The sequence below is a fragment of the Achromobacter sp. Root83 genome (genome assembly GCF_001428845.1).
GTDB lineage: Bacteria > Pseudomonadota > Gammaproteobacteria > Burkholderiales > Burkholderiaceae_B > Achromobacter.
Window position 1 is genome coordinate 1 of record NZ_LMIU01000009.1, and the last position, 19,531, is coordinate 19,531.

At 69.0% G+C, this 19,531-nt stretch carries 18 protein-coding genes; 15 read left to right on the forward strand and 3 right to left on the reverse strand.

Going from position 1 to position 19,531, the window contains the following annotated elements:
- Positions 1 to 340: 340 nt before the first annotated feature.
- Positions 341 to 1,006, reverse strand: a complete 666-nt coding sequence (locus ASE30_RS10940) for a LysE family translocator (protein ID WP_057284342.1) — start codon at positions 1,004 to 1,006, stop codon at positions 341 to 343.
- Between the two features lie 258 nt (positions 1,007 to 1,264).
- Here ASE30_RS10940 and ASE30_RS10945 point away from each other — a divergent pair, with 258 nt between their 5' ends.
- The 4 genes from ASE30_RS10945 (at position 1,265) to ASE30_RS10960 (ending at position 4,884) form a co-directional block, all read left to right on the forward strand.
- Entirely contained in the window at positions 1,265 to 1,801 is a 537-nt protein-coding gene (locus ASE30_RS10945; RefSeq protein ID WP_057284343.1) for a YaeQ family protein, read from the forward strand.
- A gap of 114 nt (positions 1,802 to 1,915) precedes the next feature.
- Positions 1,916 to 2,509, forward strand: a complete 594-nt coding sequence (locus ASE30_RS10950) for a TetR/AcrR family transcriptional regulator (protein WP_057284344.1) — start codon at positions 1,916 to 1,918, stop codon at positions 2,507 to 2,509.
- 124 nt (positions 2,510 to 2,633) lie between these two features.
- The gene (locus ASE30_RS10955; protein ID WP_057284345.1) at positions 2,634 to 3,326 is read left to right on the forward strand and encodes an SDR family oxidoreductase; all 693 of its coding nucleotides are present in this window, start codon (positions 2,634 to 2,636) and stop codon (positions 3,324 to 3,326) included.
- Between the two features lie 19 nt (positions 3,327 to 3,345).
- Positions 3,346 to 4,884 carry a DHA2 family efflux MFS transporter permease subunit gene (locus ASE30_RS10960; RefSeq protein ID WP_156407613.1) on the forward strand — a complete coding sequence of 513 codons (1,539 nt, stop codon included), beginning with the start codon at positions 3,346 to 3,348 and terminating at the stop codon, positions 4,882 to 4,884.
- A gap of 87 nt (positions 4,885 to 4,971) precedes the next feature.
- Here ASE30_RS10960 and ASE30_RS10965 read toward each other — a convergent pair whose 3' ends face one another.
- Positions 4,972 to 6,201 (reverse strand): hypothetical protein, encoded by a 1,230-nt coding sequence (locus ASE30_RS10965; protein WP_057284512.1) that lies wholly within the window; start codon positions 6,199 to 6,201, stop codon positions 4,972 to 4,974.
- On the reverse strand, positions 6,194 to 6,835 hold the full coding sequence (locus tag ASE30_RS10970) for a hypothetical protein (protein WP_057284346.1): 642 nt from the start codon (positions 6,833 to 6,835) through the stop codon (positions 6,194 to 6,196). Before ASE30_RS10970 ends, ASE30_RS10965 begins: the two co-directional genes overlap by 8 nt.
- A 115-nt stretch (positions 6,836 to 6,950) precedes the next feature.
- Here ASE30_RS10970 and ASE30_RS10975 point away from each other — a divergent pair, with 115 nt between their 5' ends.
- The 11 genes from ASE30_RS10975 (at position 6,951) to ASE30_RS11025 (ending at position 19,522) form a co-directional block, all read left to right on the forward strand.
- A complete protein-coding gene (locus tag ASE30_RS10975; RefSeq protein ID WP_057284347.1) occupies positions 6,951 to 8,639 on the forward strand; it encodes a sensor domain-containing diguanylate cyclase in 1,689 nt (562 codons plus the stop codon).
- A 62-nt stretch (positions 8,640 to 8,701) separates the two neighbouring features.
- Positions 8,702 to 9,499: a GntR family transcriptional regulator gene (locus ASE30_RS10980; protein WP_057284348.1), complete on the forward strand. Its 798-nt coding sequence runs from the start codon at positions 8,702 to 8,704 to the stop codon at positions 9,497 to 9,499.
- A gap of 19 nt (positions 9,500 to 9,518) precedes the next feature.
- Positions 9,519 to 10,724, forward strand: coding sequence for an ABC transporter substrate-binding protein (locus ASE30_RS10985; RefSeq protein WP_057284349.1), 1,206 nt, complete (start codon positions 9,519 to 9,521; stop codon positions 10,722 to 10,724).
- Positions 10,725 to 10,726: 2 nt separating this feature from the next.
- Entirely contained in the window at positions 10,727 to 11,599 is an 873-nt protein-coding gene (locus ASE30_RS10990; protein ID WP_057284350.1) for a branched-chain amino acid ABC transporter permease, read from the forward strand.
- 2 nt (positions 11,600 to 11,601) lie between these two features.
- On the forward strand, positions 11,602 to 12,573 hold the full coding sequence (locus ASE30_RS10995; protein WP_057284351.1) for a branched-chain amino acid ABC transporter permease: 972 nt from the start codon (positions 11,602 to 11,604) through the stop codon (positions 12,571 to 12,573).
- The gene (locus tag ASE30_RS11000) at positions 12,566 to 13,321 is read left to right on the forward strand and encodes an ABC transporter ATP-binding protein (RefSeq protein WP_057284352.1); all 756 of its coding nucleotides are present in this window, start codon (positions 12,566 to 12,568) and stop codon (positions 13,319 to 13,321) included. The genes ASE30_RS10995 and ASE30_RS11000 overlap by 8 nt, the downstream gene beginning before the upstream one ends.
- A complete protein-coding gene (locus tag ASE30_RS11005) occupies positions 13,318 to 14,028 on the forward strand; it encodes an ABC transporter ATP-binding protein (protein ID WP_057284353.1) in 711 nt (236 codons plus the stop codon). Before ASE30_RS11000 ends, ASE30_RS11005 begins: the two co-directional genes overlap by 4 nt.
- A 2-nt stretch (positions 14,029 to 14,030) precedes the next feature.
- The gene (locus tag ASE30_RS11010) at positions 14,031 to 15,299 is read left to right on the forward strand and encodes a 3-isopropylmalate dehydratase large subunit (RefSeq protein WP_057284354.1); all 1,269 of its coding nucleotides are present in this window, start codon (positions 14,031 to 14,033) and stop codon (positions 15,297 to 15,299) included.
- The gene (locus tag ASE30_RS11015) at positions 15,296 to 15,796 is read left to right on the forward strand and encodes a 3-isopropylmalate dehydratase (RefSeq protein WP_057284355.1); all 501 of its coding nucleotides are present in this window, start codon (positions 15,296 to 15,298) and stop codon (positions 15,794 to 15,796) included. Before ASE30_RS11010 ends, ASE30_RS11015 begins: the two co-directional genes overlap by 4 nt.
- 10 nt (positions 15,797 to 15,806) lie before the next feature.
- Positions 15,807 to 17,477: a hydantoinase B/oxoprolinase family protein gene (locus ASE30_RS11020; protein WP_057284356.1), complete on the forward strand. Its 1,671-nt coding sequence runs from the start codon at positions 15,807 to 15,809 to the stop codon at positions 17,475 to 17,477.
- Positions 17,474 to 19,522, forward strand: a complete 2,049-nt coding sequence (locus ASE30_RS11025) for a hydantoinase/oxoprolinase family protein (protein WP_057284357.1) — start codon at positions 17,474 to 17,476, stop codon at positions 19,520 to 19,522. Before ASE30_RS11020 ends, ASE30_RS11025 begins: the two co-directional genes overlap by 4 nt.
- Positions 19,523 to 19,531 lie beyond the last annotated feature (9 nt).

A 19,531-nucleotide genomic window follows, 5' to 3' on the forward strand; every position in this document is an offset into this window, starting at 1 on the left:
CCAAGCGCCAAAACTACCTATGCAGGTGTCCACTAAAACTTGACCACCACATTGCGGTCCGGAGCCTTCGCTCCGGACTGCCCCTTCGTCATCTTCGTTGTCGCCTGCGGCGACTGCCTTCAGATTCCCTCGGGCTTATCGACTCCCCTCGCTCGCCCCCGCCCCGGCGCCAGCCGCTACAGGAATGGCTGGCCGGGTTTGCTGGGGCGGGTGGTGTGCTTGGCGTTCTTGCCGCGCTCGGGGTGGGGGAAAGAGGATCTTGCGGGGTCGCCAAAACCGGCCGCGCGGGCGGCCTTCTTTGGCTTCGCGGTGTCTTGCGTCGTGGCGATGGCGATGGCGCTTAGCGCTTTTCCAGCGCGAGCCTTAATCCGAATGCGATGAATACTGCGCCGGTGACGCGGTCCAGGCCGCGCGTGACGGCGGGGCGGGACAGCCAGCGGGCCAGGGGGCGGGTGGCGGCGACCAGCAGCACGAACCAGAGCATGCCGACGATGGCGTGGACGACTGCCAGCAGCAGGCTGAAGCGCAGGACGTCGGCGCCGGCGGGGATGAACTGGGGCAGGAAGGTGATGTAGAAGACGCCGACCTTGGGGTTCAGGGCGTTGGTCAGGCAGCCGCGCAGGAACCAGCCGGTGCCGGTGGTGCCGTGGCGGGCGGCGGCGGTTGCGGTTGCGGCGGTCACGGGGCGGGCCGGGTCTGCGGCGGCCTTGCGGCCTGGCAGGGTGCTCCACAGAAGCTTGATGCCCAGGTAGAACAGGTAGATGGCGGCGCAGATGCGCAGCGTGTCGTAGGCGAATGTGGATACCGCCAGCAGGGAACCCAGGCCGAATGCGGCGATGGCGCCCCAGAGCAGGCAGCCAGCGCTGATGCCCAGGCCCGCCATGAGGGCGCGGCGCGCGCCTTCGACGGCGGCGGTGCGCAGCACCAAAGCGTTGTCCAGGCCGGGAGTGATGGTCAGGATGGCGGCGGCCAGGGTGAAGGCGAGCAGGGCGGCGGTGGGCGTCATTTCGGGCGGCGAATTGGGGGTTGGCGTCGGGCGCCCGGGAAGTGTAACGCCGTCCCGGTGACCCGGAGCGCTGGATAACCAGAGAACCAGGAAACCGGTGCGGTCGGCGTCCGCGGGCCGCGCGGGATTGCAGCCGCCTGCCGGCATCTTTGGCAAGCCGCCCGTGAAGCCGTCCGGGCTGCCCGGGTAGGGCCGCGCCGCCGCAGGCGGTATCATGGCGGCCTTCTCGCAATTCGCTTTTTTCAACGGATTTTTGCCATGGCCCTGCGCGCCACTATCTACAAGGCCGATCTCAACGTCGCCGATACGGACCGCCACTATTACGGCAGCCATACGCTGACGGTGGCCCGCCATCCCTCGGAAACCGATGAACGCATGATGGTCCGCCTGGTCGCTTTTGCGTTGCATGCGCAAGAGGAACTGTCGTTCACCAAGGGGCTGAGCGACACGGACGAGCCGGACCTGTGGGTCAAGGACCTGACGGGCGCCGTGAAGCTGTGGATCGAGGTGGGCCAGCCCGAAGAGCGCCGCATCTTGCGTGCGTGCGGGCGCGCCGATGAGGTCATCGTGTACTGCTACGGCGGCTCCGCCAGCAAGATCTGGTGGGACGGGGTGCGCAACAAGCTGGAACGCACCCGCAACCTGAAGGTGGTCAACCTGCCGTCGGAGCAGACGCGGGCGCTGGCCAAGCTGGCCGAGCGCACGATGCAGCTGAACGCCAATATCTCGGACGGCATCGTGTACTTTTCGGCGGAAAAGGGCGAGGTCAGCGTCGAGCCGGAGTCCTGGCGCTAGCAGGGCCTGTTCTTGCTGAATGGTGATACGCGGGCCGGTAATCGGGGCCGGGGCTTGCGTTGCGGATAGTCGCGGTATTAATATGACGATCATCATATTTTAGGTGCCGCGATCATGGCTTCTCGACGTAAGGAACTGTCCCACGAGCGCATCGTCGATGCCGCATCGCGCGCGATCCGGCGCGAGGGGTATTCGGGCGTGGGCGTCGCGGAAGTCATGAAGGAAGCCGGCCTGACCCATGGCGGCTTCTATGCGCACTTTCCCTCGCGCGACGCCTTGCTGGCGGCCGCGATGGATCGCGCCGGCCAGGACGGCGCCGACCGGCTGTCGCAGGGCATGGCGCGCCGCCGTGCCGAAGGCGCCAGCCCGTTGCGGGCCTGGGTGGAAACCTACCTTAGCGAGGCGCATCTGACGGGTTGCGAGGGCGGTTGCCCGGTGTCCGCGCTGGCGTCCGAGATTCCGCGCCAGTCGCCCGAAGTCCGAGAGGTGGCCGCGACCCGGGTGCAACGCTTGCTGGATGCCCTTGGGCAGGTGCTGCCCGCCAGCGCGGGCGGGCATGCGGCGGTGGCGGTGACCAGCACGCTGGTCGGCGCCTTGCAGCTGGCCCGGGCGCTGGGCGATACGCCCCAGGGACGCGCCGTACTGGCGTCGGCCCGCCAGGCGATCCTGGACCAGTACGACCACGAGGACGCCAGCCCCGCCCATTGAACGTTTTTCCCCAGGCCGTCTTGCGCGGCCTTTTTGCCGGACGTAAATATGATGATCATCATATTTGTGAGTATCGAAACCTGGCGGATCCGCCACACCACCGACTGACCAAGGATTACCCATCATGGAACTCAAGAACGCCGTTGTTTTCATCACCGGGGCCAATCGTGGCCTGGGGCTGGCCTTTGCCCGCGAGGCGCTGGCCCGTGGCGCCCGCAAGGTGTATGCCGCCGCGCGCGACCCGGCCAGCATCACGCTGGCGGGCGTGCAACCCGTCAAGCTGGACGTGACCAACGCGGACGACGTGGCGGCCGCCGCCGCGCTGGCCAAGGATGCGACGCTGATCATCAATAACGCCGGCATCGCGGAGACGGGCGGCTTTCTGGCGCCGGGCAGCGTTGAATCGGCGCGCCGCCATCTGGACACCAATCTGTTCGGTCCGCTGCTGGTGGCGCAAGCGTTCGCGCCGGTGCTGGCCGCGAACGGTGGCGGCGCCGTGCTGAATGTGCTGTCGATCGCAAGCTGGATCAATGGTCCGCTGCTGGGCGTGTACGCGATGAGCAAGTCCGCCGCGTGGGCGCTGACGAATGGATTGCGCCAGGAACTGCGCGAGCAGAAGACCCAGGTGCTGGGCCTGCATATGGGCTTCGTGGATACCGATCTGACCAAGGGCATCGATGCGCCCAAGTCCACGCCGGAAGCGATCGTGAGCCAGGCCCTGGATGCGCTGGAAGCGGGAGAAGAAGAGGTGCTGGCCGATGAGCGGACGCGCCAGGTCAAGCAGGGCCTGTCCGCCAGCCCGGCGGTCTATCTCTAAGCCCGAGGACCGCGCCATCATGCACTCGACCGCAACGTCCGCCGGGACGCCTCCCGCAGTATTGCCTCCCGACGCAACGGCTTCCTCCAACGGCGCGTCCGCCGCTGCCGGTTCGGCCGCCGGAGCTTTTACTGTCGGTGCGTCCGCCGCCGGTGCTTCCTCCGCCACGCCTGCCGCCATCGCGCCGGCGCCACCGGCGGCTTCGTCGCCGTGGCCCGTGTTCTGGGTCTCCAGCATCGCCGTGTTCCTGGTGTCGTTGGACAGCACCATGCTGTACGCCGCGTTCGGCGCGCTGCGGGACGGCTTTCCCGAAGCGTCCGCCGCGGACATGTCGTGGGTGCTCAACGCCTACACGGTGGTGTTCGCCGCCATGTTGATTCCGTCGGGCGGACTGGCCGACACCCATGGCCGCAAGCGCATGTTCATGGGCGGCGTGGTGCTGTTCCTGGCGGCGTCGGCCGCGTGCGGGCTGGCGGGCACCGAGGGATGGCTGATCGCCGCGCGCGTGTTGCAGGCTATCGGCGCGGCCCTGCTGACGCCCGCGTCCCTGTCGATCGTGCTGGCGGCGTTCCCGGCGTCGCAGCGCTCGGTGGCGGTCAGCCTGTGGGGCGCGGTGGGCGGCCTGGCGGCGGCGGTTGGCCCCAGTTTGGGGGCATTCGTGGTGGATGTCGCGGGCTGGCCGTGGGCGTTCTATATCAACCTGCCGCTGGGCGCCTTGTCCCTGTGGTTCGGCGCCGGCCTGCTCAAGGAATCGGTGCGGCCCGACGCCCGCCGCCGGGTGGACGGGGTGGGCATGGCGTTGCTGGTCGTGGGCGTGGGCGCGCTGGCCCTGGCGATCGTGCAGTCGGAATCGCCGTCTTGGCAGCGCGGCGAATTGGCGGTCGCGGCTGCCGTGGGCGTGATTTCGATGATCGCGTTCGTGGCGTGGGCACGCGCCACGCCGCATCCGCTGGTGGACCTGGCGCTGTTCAAGCATCGGACCTATCGCTATGTGAACCTGGCCACGTTCAGTTTCGGCATCGCGTTCGCCATGATGTTCTTCGCGTTCTTCTTCTTCATGACCGGCGTGTGGCATTACAGCCTGCCGCGCGCGGGGCTGGCGGTCACGCCCGGTCCGTTGCTGGTGATGCCCACGGCGATCATCACCGGCCGGCTGGCGGCGCGGATGGGGCACCGGCCATTCCTCGTGGGCGGCGCGCTGATCTATGCGGCCAGCGGGCTGTGGTTCCTGCTGGTGCCCGGCGCCGAACCGGCTTACCTGAGCGCATGGCTGCCCGGTTTGCTGCTCAGCGGAATCGGCGTGGGCATGGTGTTGCCATCCTTGTCCGGCGCCGCCGTCAACCGGCTGCCGGCCCAGCATTACGCCGTGGGCAGCGCCGTCAATCAGGCGACCCGCCAGATCGGCGGCGTGCTGGGCGTGGCGATCACGGTGCTGCTGCTGGGGCATGGCGCCGTGAGCCACGCCGATTTCTCGCCGCTGTACCTGGGGCACGTGGGATTGGCGCTGCTGACGGCGGTGCTGTGCCTGGCCGTGGACACGCGGCCCAGGACGAGCTGAGCGGCCTGCCGGGCCGGCCGGCATCGGATTGGCCGGCTTCGGATTGGCCGGCATCGGAGCGGGGGGCATCCGATCCGGCGCCGCGGTTCAGGGGCAGGCCTGCCCGGTCAGGTTCGCCGGATCCGTGCAGGCCTGCCACGCTGCCGGCGCCATCGCCGGCACCAGCAGCACCCGGCTCATTGGGTCGACGTACCAGAGTATCCGGCCCGGCTTGTCGTGCATGGCCTTCCAGATTCGCTCCTGCTCATCGGGTTTGAGCGGCGCCTGGCCCAGCGGGCCGGTCAGGCCTTGGGCAAGCACGGTCTGGGTCTGCGGATCCCAGGATTCCAGATCGGAATCGTCCAGCGGCACGTCGTCGGCGATGCGCACGATACGCCACTCGTTGCCCGGCACCTCGGCGGACAGGCGCGACAGTCCTTCCCGTTCCAGGATGTGGAGCCGGTCCCGTTGGGGGGCAGGCTCGGCATAGGGAAGGGAGGCGCTGCTTTCCCCTGCCGCCGCGTAGGGAGAGTACTGGCGCACATAGCGTTGCCGCGGCCGGCCATTGCCGTCGTAGGTTTGCACGGCGACGGGCTCGCCGAGGGCGGTGGTGTCGATGACGCGCAGCAGCGCGCCCGCCGCGTCGCGCACGAAACGCCGGCTGCCCGCCGGGTCTTGGGCGTTGCCGCAGCGGTCGGCGATGAACTCGATCAGCGCGCCTTGCGCATCCCGCTTCAGGCAGGTCTGGCCGACCATCGCGTACGTCGCGCCGGGCGCCTGCTCATATTCGGCGACGCGCAGCAGCGCGCCCCTGGCGTCGTACTCCAGCGCGAATCCGCCCGCGGGCTGCTGCGGCGCGGGGCCGCCGCGCGCGGGCCTGTCGTAGCGTTCGATGCGGCACAGGTGGCCTTCCGGATCGAAGTACAGCCGGGTGGGCGCGACCGCGCGGCCGCCGTCCGCGCCACGGTTCACGCCACGGTTCACGCCACCGTTCACGCCGCCGTTCACGCCACCGTTCACGCCACCGGCCACCGCGCCATTCACCGCGCCATCCGCCCCGCCGTCCACCCGGTATGCGGACCAGTCCACCTTGTCCATCCATGTCCGTGGCAGCAGGTCGCCCTTGTCCTCCGCCCACACCGGAGCGGGCCGCGTGGGGACGCGTTCGCCATGGCGGCCCAGCAGGACACGTTCGTGGCTCAGATCGACAGAGACGGGCGTGGCCGCGAGCGTGCCGGGCGCGGCGAAGCCGGCGTCGGCCGGTCCGCAGGCGGACAGCGCGGGGGCGGCGTGCAGGGCGGCGGCCAGCAGCGCCACGCAGGGCAGGCGCTCAAGCATATTGCAGCGCATCGATGAACTTCACCAGATCCCAGAATTCCTTGGATACGCCGCCCAGCCGCAGCTTGCCGTCGCGCACCTCGAACAGCAGGAAGGGGTAGGCGTCGCGCGCGAACACGCCGGGGTCCGGCAGCCGATAGGGCTTGAAGACCTCGGGGTTGCCGAAGTAGCGTTCCAGCCGGCCGCCGCCGTCCACGTGCATGTAGCGCACGCGCAATGCATCTTTTTGGTAGGCCGCCTGCGTGTCCGGATAGACGCCGCCGTCGCCCGCCACGACGGCATCGGACAAGGCGGCCAGGAACACGCGCTGGATGCCGGCGAAGTGGATCTCGCCGCTGGTGCTGCCCGTCTTGGCCGCGGCCAGTTCCTTGACCAGCCCCGTCGCGCGCGATCCGGGCACGATGGTGTTGGCGAACAGGGCGTCGATGTCCGCCTGCTTCGGATCGGGCGACCGGCGCAGGCGCAGCAGGTCCTGCTTGAAATCGCCCAGCCATTGCCGGTAGCGCTGGTTTTCCGCCTGGCGGTCGAAAGCCTGGGCGCCGGCCAGGCCGGGCTGCAGGGCCAGAAAACCGGCCAGCGCCAACAGCCAGAAGCGCCGCAACCAGAGCAAGTCGAGAAAAGTAGGAGGGCTCATAGGGCTGCGATCATATCTTCCGAAATGATGCAATTTTGGTGCGGAACGTGACAAAATGTCATCCACACCCCAGTCATGGCTGTGCCGATGAATCTCGTGTCTATCAGGTACTGAAATGCCCGCTACAGGTGATGCGACCCTTACTCCAATGCCTGGCGACGGCGCGGGCGGGAAGCACCCTGAACCGGACGGTCCGCTGGACAAGCTGGCCCGTCTGGCCCGGCGGCAGTTCGGCGTGGACATGGCGCTGGTGGCGTGCACCGACGCCGACGGCGTGTGGCAGGCCCGGGCCGGCACGCCGCCCACGCTCCCCGACGTTCCTTTTTCCGCCGAATGCCCCGTGCGCGCCGCCGACGGCCGCCAACTGGGGACCTTCCGCCTGCTGCACGGCCAGCCGCGCGCCTTTACCGACGAAGACCGCCTGGCCCTGCGGGACCTGGCCTGCCTTGCCGCCCTGGCCGTGGAAAAGCGTCAGGCGCTGGCGTCGGACCGGGCGCAGGAAGACGGCTGGCGCGACGAGGCCCGCAAGCTCTCGATGGCCATCGCCGGCAGCGGCACGGGCGTGTGGGACCGCAACGTGGTCACAAGCGAGATCACGTACTCGCCGGGCTGGAAGGCCTTGCTGGGCTACGGCGAATCCGAACTGTCGACCCGTCTCGAAGACGCCTATGGGCGATTGCACCCCGATGACCTGGAGTACGTCCGCGCGGCCATGCAGGACCACGTCGACGGCAAGACCGACTGCTACGAGGTCGAACACCGGATCCGCTGCAAAGACGGCACCTACAAATGGATATGCAGCCGCGGCAAGGTCGTCAGCCGCGACGCCGCGGGCAAGGCGCTGCGCATGATGGGCACCACCACCGACATCAGCGCGGTGCGCGCCATGTCCGAACGCCTGCGGCGCACGGCGGATCTCGTCGTCAACCTGACGGACGCGGTGCCCGGCCTGGTCTTCCAGTGCCGGCCGGTGCCCGAGGGCGGGGCGTGGTTCTCGTATGTCAGCGCGGGCATCTGGGACATGTTCGAGCTCACGGCCGACGACGTGCGCGCCAGCACCACCGCCATCGAGCGGCGGGTCCATCCCGACGATCTGGCCGTCTACCACGCGTCACTGAAGGCCGCGGCGGCCGCGCAGACGCCCTGGCATCTGGAATACCGGGTCTGCCTTCCGCTGCAGGGCGTGCGCTGGCGCCAGGGCGATGCCAGCCCCCGGCGCGACGTGGATGGCGGCGTGGTCTGGCATGGTTTCGTCACCGACATCACCGACCGCAAGCGCGCGGAATTCGAACTGCGCGAACAGGCCGCCACCGACGCCCTGACCACCTTGCCCAACCGCCGCCATTTCATGTCGCGCATCGCCGCGGAGCTGGCGCGGATCAAGGGGCACGGCAGCCGCTGCTCGGCGGTGCTGATGTGCGACCTGGATCACTTCAAGCACATCAACGACACCTGGGGGCACGCGATCGGCGACGGCGTGCTGCAGCACTTCGCGAAGATGCTGCGTGCCCAGTTGCGCGAGGTCGATCTGGTGGGGCGCATCGGCGGCGAGGAGTTCGCCGTCGTGCTGCCGGACACCGACATCGAACGCGCGCAGATCTTCGCCAAGAACGTGCAGCGGCGCATCGCCGACACGCCGTTCTCGGCGCAGGGCAGGCCCATTCCGCTGACGGTCAGCATCGGCATCGCCTCCATGCACACGATGGACGCCGACGCGGAACTGGCGCTCAGCCGCAGCGACCGCGCGCTGTATTTCGCCAAACAGCGCGGGCGCAATCGGATCGAGTCGGTGTTTTCCCGATAGAACAACCCGCCAGGCCATTTGTTCCATTGACGGTACATTAGGACACCCCTAGAGTTCCCGTCATGGGAACCTCATTGCCACTTCCGAAGTACCACCAGATCTACCTCGTCCTGCGCGAGCAATTGCAGGAAGGACGGTTCGATCAGGACGGCGTGCCCGGCGAACATGCGCTGGCCGGCCAGTTCGACGTGGCCCGCATCACCATCCGCAAGGCCATGGAAATGCTGGTGACGGACGGCCTGGTGTCGCGCCGGCCCGGCCTGGGAACCTGGCCCCTGCGCGGCGCCTCCAGCCGCAACAGCCTGCCGGCCGCGAACGCGCAACAGAAGGCGCACCTGACCGGCCTGCTCGAGAACATCGTCAACATGGGGCTGCGCACCTCGGTGCAGGTGCTGGACAGCACGCTCGTGTGGGCCCCGCCCGCGGTGGCCGATGCCCTGCACATTGCGCCGGGCGAACCCGTGCACAAGAGCCTGCGGGTGCGCAGCACCGAGGCCGGGCCGCTCTCGCATATCACGACCTACGTGCCGCGGGCGGTGGCCGATTTCACGCGGGAAGACCTTGAACGCGAGCCGCTGCTGATGCTGCTGGAAGCGGCCGGGGTGGAGTTCGGCGGCGCCACGCAGACCATTTCCGCGCGCCTGGCCGATGCGCAGGTGGCGCGGCACCTCGATGTTTCGGTGGGGTCGGCGCTGCTGTCGGTCACACGCGTCGTTCGCGACGTGAACGAGCGGCCCGTACAACTGTTGCAGGGCCTGTACCGGCCCGATCGCTATCAATACCAGTTGCAGCTGTCGCGCGTCGGCAGCATCGACGCCAAGGTCTGGGTCAGCGAAGAGCTGTCGGCCCAATTCCATTGAACCCTTCGGAGATCGTCCCATGAATTCGCGCCGTACTTTCCTCTATCAATCCGCCGCCGCCGCCGCGCTCGTATCCGCGCCGTGGGTGGCCCGCTCTCAGGGAGCGGCACCCATCAAGGTGGGCGTGCTGCATCCGGTGACCGGGGCCCTGGCCTATTCCGGACAGCAATGCCGCCTGGGCGCGTTGCTGGCGATCGAGGACATCAACAAGGCGGGCGGCATCAAGTCGCTGGGCGGCGCGCCGCTGCAGGCAGTGCTGGGCGACGCGCAGTCGCGCCCCGAGGCGGGTTCGGCCGAAGTGGAAAAGATGAACGAGGCCGGCGTGTCGGCCATCGTGGGCGCCTACGCGTCGGCGATCTGCCTGGCCACGACGCAGACGGCCGCCAAGTACAACCTGCCGCATGTGGTGGACGTGGGCGTGGCCGATCAGATCGTCGAACGCGGCCTGAAGAACACCTTCCGCTTCGGTCCTGGCTACCGTGCCTGTAGCGAACGCGCCATCATGGATCTGGCGGCGCTGAACGACGCGGCCGGCAAGCCGGCCAAGACCGTGATGATCGTGCACGAGGATTCGCTCTTCGGCACCGGCACGGCGGCGCTGCTGTCCAAGTCGCTGCCGCAGCACGGATTCGAGGTCAAGGAAGTGGTCAAGCACCCCAACCCCACCCGCGACTTCAACAACATCGTGCTGCGCATGAAGTCGGTCAATCCCGACATCGTGATCCCGGCCAACTACTACAACGAATATGCCTTGCTGCTGCGCGCCATGAAGCAGCAGAAGGTGCAGCCCAAGGCCATCTATTCGGTGCTGGGCGGCGCCGCGTCCAGCTATAAATTCCTGAAGGAGTTTCCGGACATCGCCAACGGCATCATCGACTGCAACCACTGGTTCAACCCCAAGGATGCGCGCGTGGCGCCGCTGAAGGCCCGCGTCGAAGAGAAGGGCGCGTACTTCAGCTACGAGGTCTTCATGACCTACACCGCGATGCTGCTGCTGGCCGATGCGCTGGAGCGCGCCAAGTCCGCCGACCGGGCCGCCATCATCGATGCGCTGGCCGCCAGCACGTTCCAGGACAACCTGATGCCCTACGGCCCCACGAAGTTCGTCAATGGCCAGAACACCGGCGCCCAGCCCTTGCTGACGCAGGTGATCGGCGGCGACATCAAGGTGATCTTCCCGGCCGACTACCGCCAGGCCGACGCCGTTTTCCCGCTGAAGACCTGAGCATGCTGGATCCCGCCATCCTTTTTTCCTCTGTGCTGAACGGCCTGACGACCGGCGCCGTGTATGCGCTGATCGCCCTGGGCCTGACCCTGATCTACGGGGTGTTGCACATCATCAATTTCGCCCACGGCGCGGCGCTCATGGTGGCGCTCTACGCCGTCTACCTGCTCAAGGACCGGCTCGGCATCGACCCCTACGCCGCCTTGCCGCTGGTGGTGGCGGGGATGTTCGCGCTGGGCTATGCGCTGCAGCGCTTCGTGATCAACCGCGCCAGCCATGGCAAGGACGAGAACATCCTGCTGGTGACGCTGGGGCTGGCCATCGTGCTGGAAAACCTGGCGCTTGTCTGGTTCAAGTCCGACACGCGCAGCATCGATACCGCGTACACCCTGTCCACCGTCGAGATCGGGCCGGCCATGATCGCGCTGCCCAAGGTCATCGCGTTCTGCGGCGCGCTGGCGGTGGCGGCGGTGCTGTTCTGGATCATCCGCAGCACCGATCTGGGCCGCGCCATCCGGGCCGTCGCGCGCGAGAAGCAGGGCGCCAAGCTGATGGGCATCGACGTCGAGAAGGTCTACGCGGTGTCCTTCGGCATCGGCATGGCCTGCCTGGGCGCGGCCGCCTGCTTCCTGCTGCCTGCCTACTACGTCAATCCGCAGGTGGGCAGCGGCTTCGTGCTGGTGGCCTTCACCATCGTGGTGCTCGGCGGCATGGGCAGTTTCGTCGGGGCGCTGGTGGGCGGTCTGCTGATCGGCGTGGTGGAGTCCATCGGGGGCCTGTTCCTGGGCGACTCGCTGGGCCAGATGGGCATCTTCGCGATCTTCATCGCGGTGCTGCTGTTTCGCCCGCAGGGGCTGTTCGGGGCGAGGGGCTGACCATGAAACGGGATCTTTGCGCAATCGCGCTGTTTGGCGTGGCCCTGGCGGCCGTTGGCGCGCTGGCCCAATCGGGCGTGCTGCTGACGTTCGTGATGATGTCGCTGTACGCGGCCCTGCTGTCGCAGGCCTGGAACATCCTGGGCGGCTACGGCGGCCAGTTGTCCTTCGGGCATGCGCTGTTCTTTGGCGTGGGAGCCTATGCGCAGGCGCTGGGCCAATTGAACCTGGGCCTGAACCCGTGGCTGGTGCTGCCCATGGCAATCGCCATGGGCGCGCTGGTCGGCGCCGCGGTGGGCGGGCTGACCTTCCGCTACGGGCTCAAGGGCTCGTACTTTGCATTGGTCACGCTGGCCTTTGCCGAGGTGTTCCGCATCCTGGCGCTGTCCGTCTCCTTCACCGGCGGCGGGGTGGGGCTGATGGTGCCCTTGCAAGAGGGCGTGGCCAACATGCAGTTCGGTTCGCGCCGGGGCTACATCTACCTGCTGCTGGGCTTCGTGCTGCTGGCCCTGCTGGTCACCGCCTGGCTGCGCCATTCGCGCTTTGGCGCCTACCTGCAGGCGGTGCGCGACAACGAAGACGCGGCGCGCGCCATCGGCGTGAATCCGTTGCGCGTGAAGCTGGGCGGCATCGCGCTGTCCGCGGCCTTCATGAGCGCCGCCGGGGCCTTCTACGTGCAGGTGTTCCAGTACATCGACCCCGGCATCGCGTTCGGCTCGGCGGTCTCGGTGGAGGCCCTGGTGGGCGCCATCGTCGGCGGCATGGGCACCTTGTGGGGGCCGCTCCTGGGCGCGGTGACCCTGCATGCGCTGGCCGACCTGACCCGCAACCTGTTCGGCGAGCTGCCGGGCATCAGCATGGTGATCTATGGCGTGGTGCTGATCCTGATCGTCATGTTCCTGCCGCGCGGCATCACCGGTTGCGGCCAGTCGCTGGGCCGCCTGTTTGGTTTCAAGGAGCGCGCCCGTGTCTGACGTCCTGCTGCAAGCGCGCAATCTGTCCATCACCTTCGGCGGCCTGAAGGCCGTCCAGGACGTGAGCCTGGACGTCCCGCAAGGCTCCCTGACCGCGCTGGTCGGCCCCAACGGGGCAGGCAAGACGACGCTGTTCGGCCTGCTGTCCGGTTTCCTCAAGCCCGGGGCCGGCTCCGTGCATTTCGCGGGCCAGGACATCACCGGCCGCGCCCCGCATGAATCCGCTCGGCTCGGTCTGACCCGCACCTTCCAGATCGTGCAGCCGTTCGGCGCGCAGACGGTGCGGCAGAACATCGCCGTGGGCGCGCACCTGCGCCTGGCTGACCGGGAAGAGGCGCTGGCCGCGGCCGACGCCGTGGCCGCCCGCGTCAATCTGCAGGCCTCGCTGGACAAGCCGGCGGCGGACCTGACCGTGGCGGGGCGCAAACGCCTGGAGCTGGCGCGCGCGCTGGCCACCCGGCCGCGCCTGCTGCTGCTGGACGAGGTGCTGGCGGGGCTGAATCCCAGCGAGATCGACGAGATGATTCCCGTGGTGAAGAAACTGGTGGACGACGGTGTCACCGTACTGATGATCGAACACGTGATGCGCGCGGTGATGAGCCTGGCCGAGCACGTATGGGTGCTGGCCCAGGGGCGGCTGATCGCGTCGGGATCGCCCGGCGAGGTCACCCGCGACGCCCAGGTGGTCGAGGCCTATCTGGGCCACGGCGCGGCGGCCCGGCTCGCCGCCCAGGGAGCGCGGCCATGAGCGCGCTGCTGGAGGTCAAGGGCCTGCGCGCGGGCTACGGGCGCATGGAAGTGCTGCGCGGCGTGGATCTGGACGTGGGCGCGGGCGAGATCGTCGTGCTGCTGGGCAGCAACGGCGCGGGCAAATCCACGCTGAACAACACGGTGTGCGGGCTGTGCCGGCCGTGGGGCGGCTCCGTGCGCTTCGAGGGCCACGATCTGACCGGCCGCCATTACCGCCAGGTGGTGCAGGCGGGCCTTATCCAGGTGCCCGAAGGCCGCCGCGTCTTCCCCAACCTGAGCGTGCGCGAAAACCTGGAGCTGGGCTCGTTCACGCGGGCGCGCGAACGCCGCGCCGCCAACCTGGACAAGGTGCTCGGGATCTTCCCGAGGCTGCGCGAACGGCTGGCGCAAGTGGCGGGCACCATGTCCGGCGGCGAACAGCAGATGCTGGCGATCGGCCGGGGCCTGATGGCCGAACCGCGCCTGCTGATCCTGGACGAACCCTCGCTGGGCCTGTCGCCGCTGATGGTCGAGGAGTTGTTCGGCCTGATCCAGCGGCTGCACGGCGACGGGCTGGCGATCCTGCTGGTGGAGCAGAACGTGGGCCAGTCCCTGGAAACGGGGCAGCGCGCCTACGTGCTGGAGAACGGCGCGGTGCGCTACAGCGGCGCCTGCGCGGACCTGCTGGCCAGCGACGACGTGCGCCGCGCCTATCTGGGAATGTAGCCATGGTTCAACCTCAAACCCTGGCTCAGAAGCTGATCGCCGCCGCCTGCGGGCGCGCGGCGGTGGCCGAGGGCGACATCGTGACCTGTGCGGTGGACCTGGCGATGTTCCACGATTCCAGCGGCCCGAGGCGCCTGCAGCCCATGCTGGAAGAACTGGGCGCCACGCTGTGGGACCGCTCCAAGGTGGTGCTGGTCATCGACCACTACGTTCCGGAATCCGACGACGAATCGCGCCGCATCGTGCGCATCGCGCGCGACTGGGCGGCGGGGCAGCAACTGCCCAACGTGTATGACTCCGTGGGCATCTGCCATGTGGTCGTGCCCCAGCACGGCCATATCCGCCCCGGCATGTTCTGCGTGGGCGGGGATTCCCATTCGCCCACGGGCGGCGCGTTCGGCGCGTATATGTTCGGCATCGGCAGCACCGAGATGCTGGGCGTGGCGGTCACCGGCCAGATCTGGGTCAAGGTGCCCAAAACGCTGATGATGCGCTGGAGCGGGCGCCTGGGCGACGGCGTCACGGCCAAGGACATGATGCTGCACATGATCGGCCGCTACGGCATGAACGGCGGACGCTACCAGGCGGTGGAATTCTGCGGCGAGGCCGTGCGCGCGCTGTCCATGCAGGAACGCATGACCCTGTCGAACATGAGCGCCGAACTGGGCTCGCAGGTGGGCCTGATCGCGCCGGACGAGACCACCGCCGCCTACCTGCGCGACGCCGGCGTGGCGGGGGATCTGGACCTGGCGCGTTGGCAAGGCGACCCGGACGCAGAGGCGGAATGGCACGACTTCGATGCCGCCGCGCTGGCGCCCCAGGTGGCCGCGCCGCACAGCCCCGCCAATGCGCGCGATGTGGAGCAGTACCGGGATGTGCCGGTGCAGGTGGCATACATCGGCGCCTGCACCGGCGCCAAGCTGGAAGACCTGCGCGCCGCGGCCAGCGTGCTGCGCGGGCGCCGGCTGGCGGACGGCATGCGGCTGATGGTCGCGCCGGCCAGCCGGCGCGACCAGGAACAGGCCGAGCAGGAAGGCGTCATGCAGGTGCTGCGCGAGGCCGGGGCGGACGTGCTGGCCACGTCCTGCGGCGCCTGTGCGGGTTACGGCGGGTCCATTCCGGACGGCGCCAGCGTCATCTCCACCACCGCGCGCAACTTCAAGGGGCGCATGGGCTCCGAAACGGCGCAGGTCTATCTGGCTTCGCCCTACACGGTCGCGGCATCGGCCGTGGCCGGCCGCATCGCCGATCCCCGGGAGTTCATGGCATGACGGCTCAGACCACTACCCACCGCGTCTGGCGGGTGGGCGCGGACATCGACACCGACGCGCTGGCCCCCGGCGCCTACATGAAGTTCGGCATCGACGAGATCGCGCGCCATTGCCTGCAGCGGGTGCGCCCCGAGTTCGCGGCCGAGGTGCGGCCGGGCGACGTGCTGGTGGCGGGGCCGAACTTCGGCATCGGCTCGTCGCGCGAACAGGCTGCCGCCGCCCTGGTACGCCTGGGCGTGGCCGCGGTGATCGCGCCGTCCTTCAATGGCCTGTATTTCCGCAACGCGTTCAACGTGGGCCTGCTGCTCTTGACCTGCGCACAGGCCGAGATCCTGGCCGAAGGCGAACGCATCGCACTGGATCCGGCAGCGGGGCGCATCAGCCGCGCCGGCGCCGTCCCGGCCGAACTGCACTGCGAGACCGTGCCCGGCTTTCTGCTGGAAATGGTGCAGGCCGGCGGACTGCTGAATCTGCTGAAACAGCGTCAAACCTCTTAGGAAGAACAACATGCTTGATCCCGTCACCCTGGCGGTCCTGAAGGGCCGCCTGGAACAGATTGCCGACGAAATGGACGCCACGCTGTACCGCAGCGCGTTCAACCCCATCATCGCCGAGGCCCATGACGCCTGCCACGGCATGTACGACGCCGCCACCGGCGCCACCCTGATCCAGGGCAAGTCGGGTCTGCCTGTCTTCGTGGGCGCGATGGCGTTCGCCGTCAAGGCGGCGGCCAGGGTCGCGGCCGAGCGCGGCGGCATGGTGGACGGCGACGTCTGGCTGTTCAACGATCCCTACGAAGGCGGCACGCACGCCAACGACTTCAAGCTCGTCCGGCCGGTGTTCCGGGGCGGCAACCTGTTCTGCTTCCTGGCGTCGGCGGCGCACTGGCACGACGTGGGCGGCGCGGTGCCCGGCAACTACAACCCGGCCGCCACCGAATGCTGGCAGGAGGCAGTGCAGATTCCGCCCGTGCGCATCCTGCGCGCCGGTGTGCTGGATGAGGACGTGCTGGCCATCCTGAAGGCCAACACCCGCCTGCCCGACAGCCTGTGGGGCGACCTGAACGGCCAACTGGCCGCGCTGGAACTGGGCGCGCGCCGGCTGGACGGCCTGCTGGACGAGTATGGCGACGCCACGGTGCTGGAGTCCCTGGACACCTTGCGGGAACGGGCGCGCCGCCTGATGCGCGATCACATCTCGCGCCTGCCCGACGGCGTCTATGCCTTCGAGGACATGCTGGACAACGACGGCGTGCGCGATACACCGCTGCGCATCGCGCTGACGCTGACGATCGCCGGGGACCGCCTGGCGCTGGACTTCACCGGCACTTCGCCCGCCTGCGCGGGCCCGGTGAATATCTCCCGCGCGACGGCGATCGCTGCCTGCTATGTGGCGCTCAAGCACCTGTTCCCGGACGTGCCCGCCAATGCCGGCGTGCTGGACGCCGTGGACGTGGTACTGCCCGACGGCCTGGTGATCTCGGCCGACCGCCCGCGCCCGGTGGGCGGTTACACCGAGACCATCCTGCGCATGATCGACGTGATCTTCTGCGCCATGGCCCAGGCCGCGCCGGAACGCGCCATGGCGCAGGCCTACGGCACCATCAATGCCCTGTCGATCGCCGGCTACCGCAGCGACGCCGCCCGCAAGGGCCAGCGCTGGGTGATGTTCAGTTTCTTTGGGGGCGGCCACGGCGGCCACTCGGACGGCGACGGCCTGAGCCACGGCAACGCGCCGATCTCCACCGCCACCATCCCGCCGCTGGAAATCCTGGAAGCGGCGTATCCCGTGCGCTTCACCCAATGGGCGCTGCGCCCCGATTCGGCGGGCGACGGTACGCATCGCGGCGGCCTGGGCGCGATCTATGAAATCGAATTGCTCGAAGACAGCGCCGAAGCCTTCATCTTCGGCGAACGCGGCCGCAGCGCGCCCAAGGGCATCGCCGGCGGCGGCCAGGCCGCGCTGAACGTGTTCCGCTATGAGCAGGACGGCCAATGGCAAACCCCGCCCATGAGCTCGAAGATGCTGGGCATCCAGTTGCAGCGCGGCGACCGCGTGCGCCTGGAGACGCCGGGCGGGGGCGGCTATGGCGAACCCGCGCGGCGCGATCCCAAGGCGCGGGAGCATGACCGCAAGATGGGCTACGTAAGCGAAACTCTGAAGGAGCAGTCGGCATGAGCGCGGCGCAAGGCTTGGTGGTAGGCGTGGACGTGGGCGGCACGTTCACGGATCTTTTCGTGCTGGACGAGGCGGGCGGCAGTGCGCGCGTCGTCAAGGTGCCGTCCACCCGCGGCGAGGAAGCGCGCGGCTTCATGAACGGCATCGCGCGCGTGGCCGAAGGGGCGGGTGACATCGCCACCATCGTGCACGGCACCACGGTGGGCACCAACGCGCTGCTGGAGCGCAAGGTGGCGCGCACCGGCATCATCACCACCGAGGGCTTTCGCGACGTGCTGGAAATGCGCCGGCGCGACCGGCCCCGCACCTGGGGCCTGCGCGGCAACTACGAGCCCGTCGTGCCGCGCGACCTGCGCCTGGAAGTCAGTGAGCGCGTGCTGGCCGACGGCACCCTGCACACGCCGGTGGACCTGGACCAGGTCGAAGCCGCGGCGCGCGCGCTGCTGGAGCAGGGCTGCGAGGCGGTGTGCGTGTTCTTCGTCAACGCCTATGCCAATCCGGCCAACGAGGCCCAGGCCGCGGCCCGCGTGCGGGCGATCTGGCCGAACGGCAACGTCACGGCCGCCACCGAGGTGCTGCCCGAGATCCGCGAATTCGAACGCTGCTCGACCGCGGTGCTGAACGCCGCGCTGCAGCCGGTGGTGGGCAGCTACCTGACCCGGCTGGAGTCGGACCTGCAACAGCATGGCTTCGGCGGCGAACTGCTGGTGGTGCAGAGCAACGGCGGCGTCATGTCGCGCCAGACGGCGTGCGACGTGCCGGTGCGCACCGCCTTGTCCGGCCCGGCCGCGGGGGTGATCGCCTGCGCGGCCATCGCCCGCGCCGCGGGCTTTCCGAACGTGGTCACCGGCGACATGGGCGGCACCTCGTTCGACGTGTCGCTGGTGGCGGGCGGCGAGGCCTCGCTGTCGGCGCAGACCGCCATCGACTTCGGCATGGTGGTGCGCGCCCCGATGATTCAGATCGAAACCATCGGCGCGGGCGGCGGATCCATCGCCAGCGTGGACGCGGGCGGCCTGCTGCAGGTCGGCCCCGAATCCGCCGGCAGCATTCCCGGCCCGGCCTGCTACGGACGCGGCAACACGCGTCCCACGGTCACCGATGCTAACGTGCTGCTGGGCCGCATCGCGGCCGAACGCCCGCTGGGCGGCGGGCTGCTGGCCACCATGGACGTGGCGCTGGCCCGCGCCGCCATTGACGAACACGTGGCCAAACCGCTGGGCCTGGACGTGCATGCCGCGGCCGAAGCGATCCTGACGGTGGCCAACGCCAAGATGGCCGGCGCCATCCGGGTCGTATCCATCGAGCGCGGCCACGATCCGCGCAAATTCGCCTACATGCCGTTCGGCGGCGGCGGCGCGCTGCATGTCTGCGCCATGATGAACGAGGTGGACGCGGCTCACGGCATCGTGCCGCGCTATCCGGGCGTGACGTCGGCGCTGGGCTGCGTCATGGCCGACATGCGCCATGACGGCGTGCAGACGCTGAACGTGGCGCTGGACGCGCTGGATGCCGATGACCTGCTGGCCCGCATCGACGGGTTGGCCCGGGCCTGCCAGGAACGCCTGGATTCCGCTGGCGTGGCCTTCGAAGGCATCCGCGAAAGCATCGAGCTGGACATGCTGTACGTGGGCCAAAGCCATACCGTGCGCGTGGAAACCCGCCGCGGCGAACTGAACCGGGAAGGCATCGCCGCCGCGTTCGACCGCGCCTACCGCGCCGCCTTCGGCCGCAGCCTGAGCGGCATCGCGGTCCGCATCCTGAACCTGCGCTACGCCCGCATCGGCCAGCGTCCCAAGTTCGACCTGGCGCTGCTGGCCCCGACCTGCCAGGACATGCCGGCCGCGCTGGGCACGCAGGCGGTCTTTCACGCGGGCCAGTGGCGCGACGCCGTGCGCTTCGCGCGGCTGGACCTGCCTGTCGGCGCCGAGGTGGCGGGTCCCGCCATCCTGGAGCAGCCGGACACCACCATCTGGATCGAACCCGGCTTTGCCGGCCGCGTCGACCCCCTGGGCAATCTGCTGATCGCCCGGACCGCCTCGTAGGAACGCGCC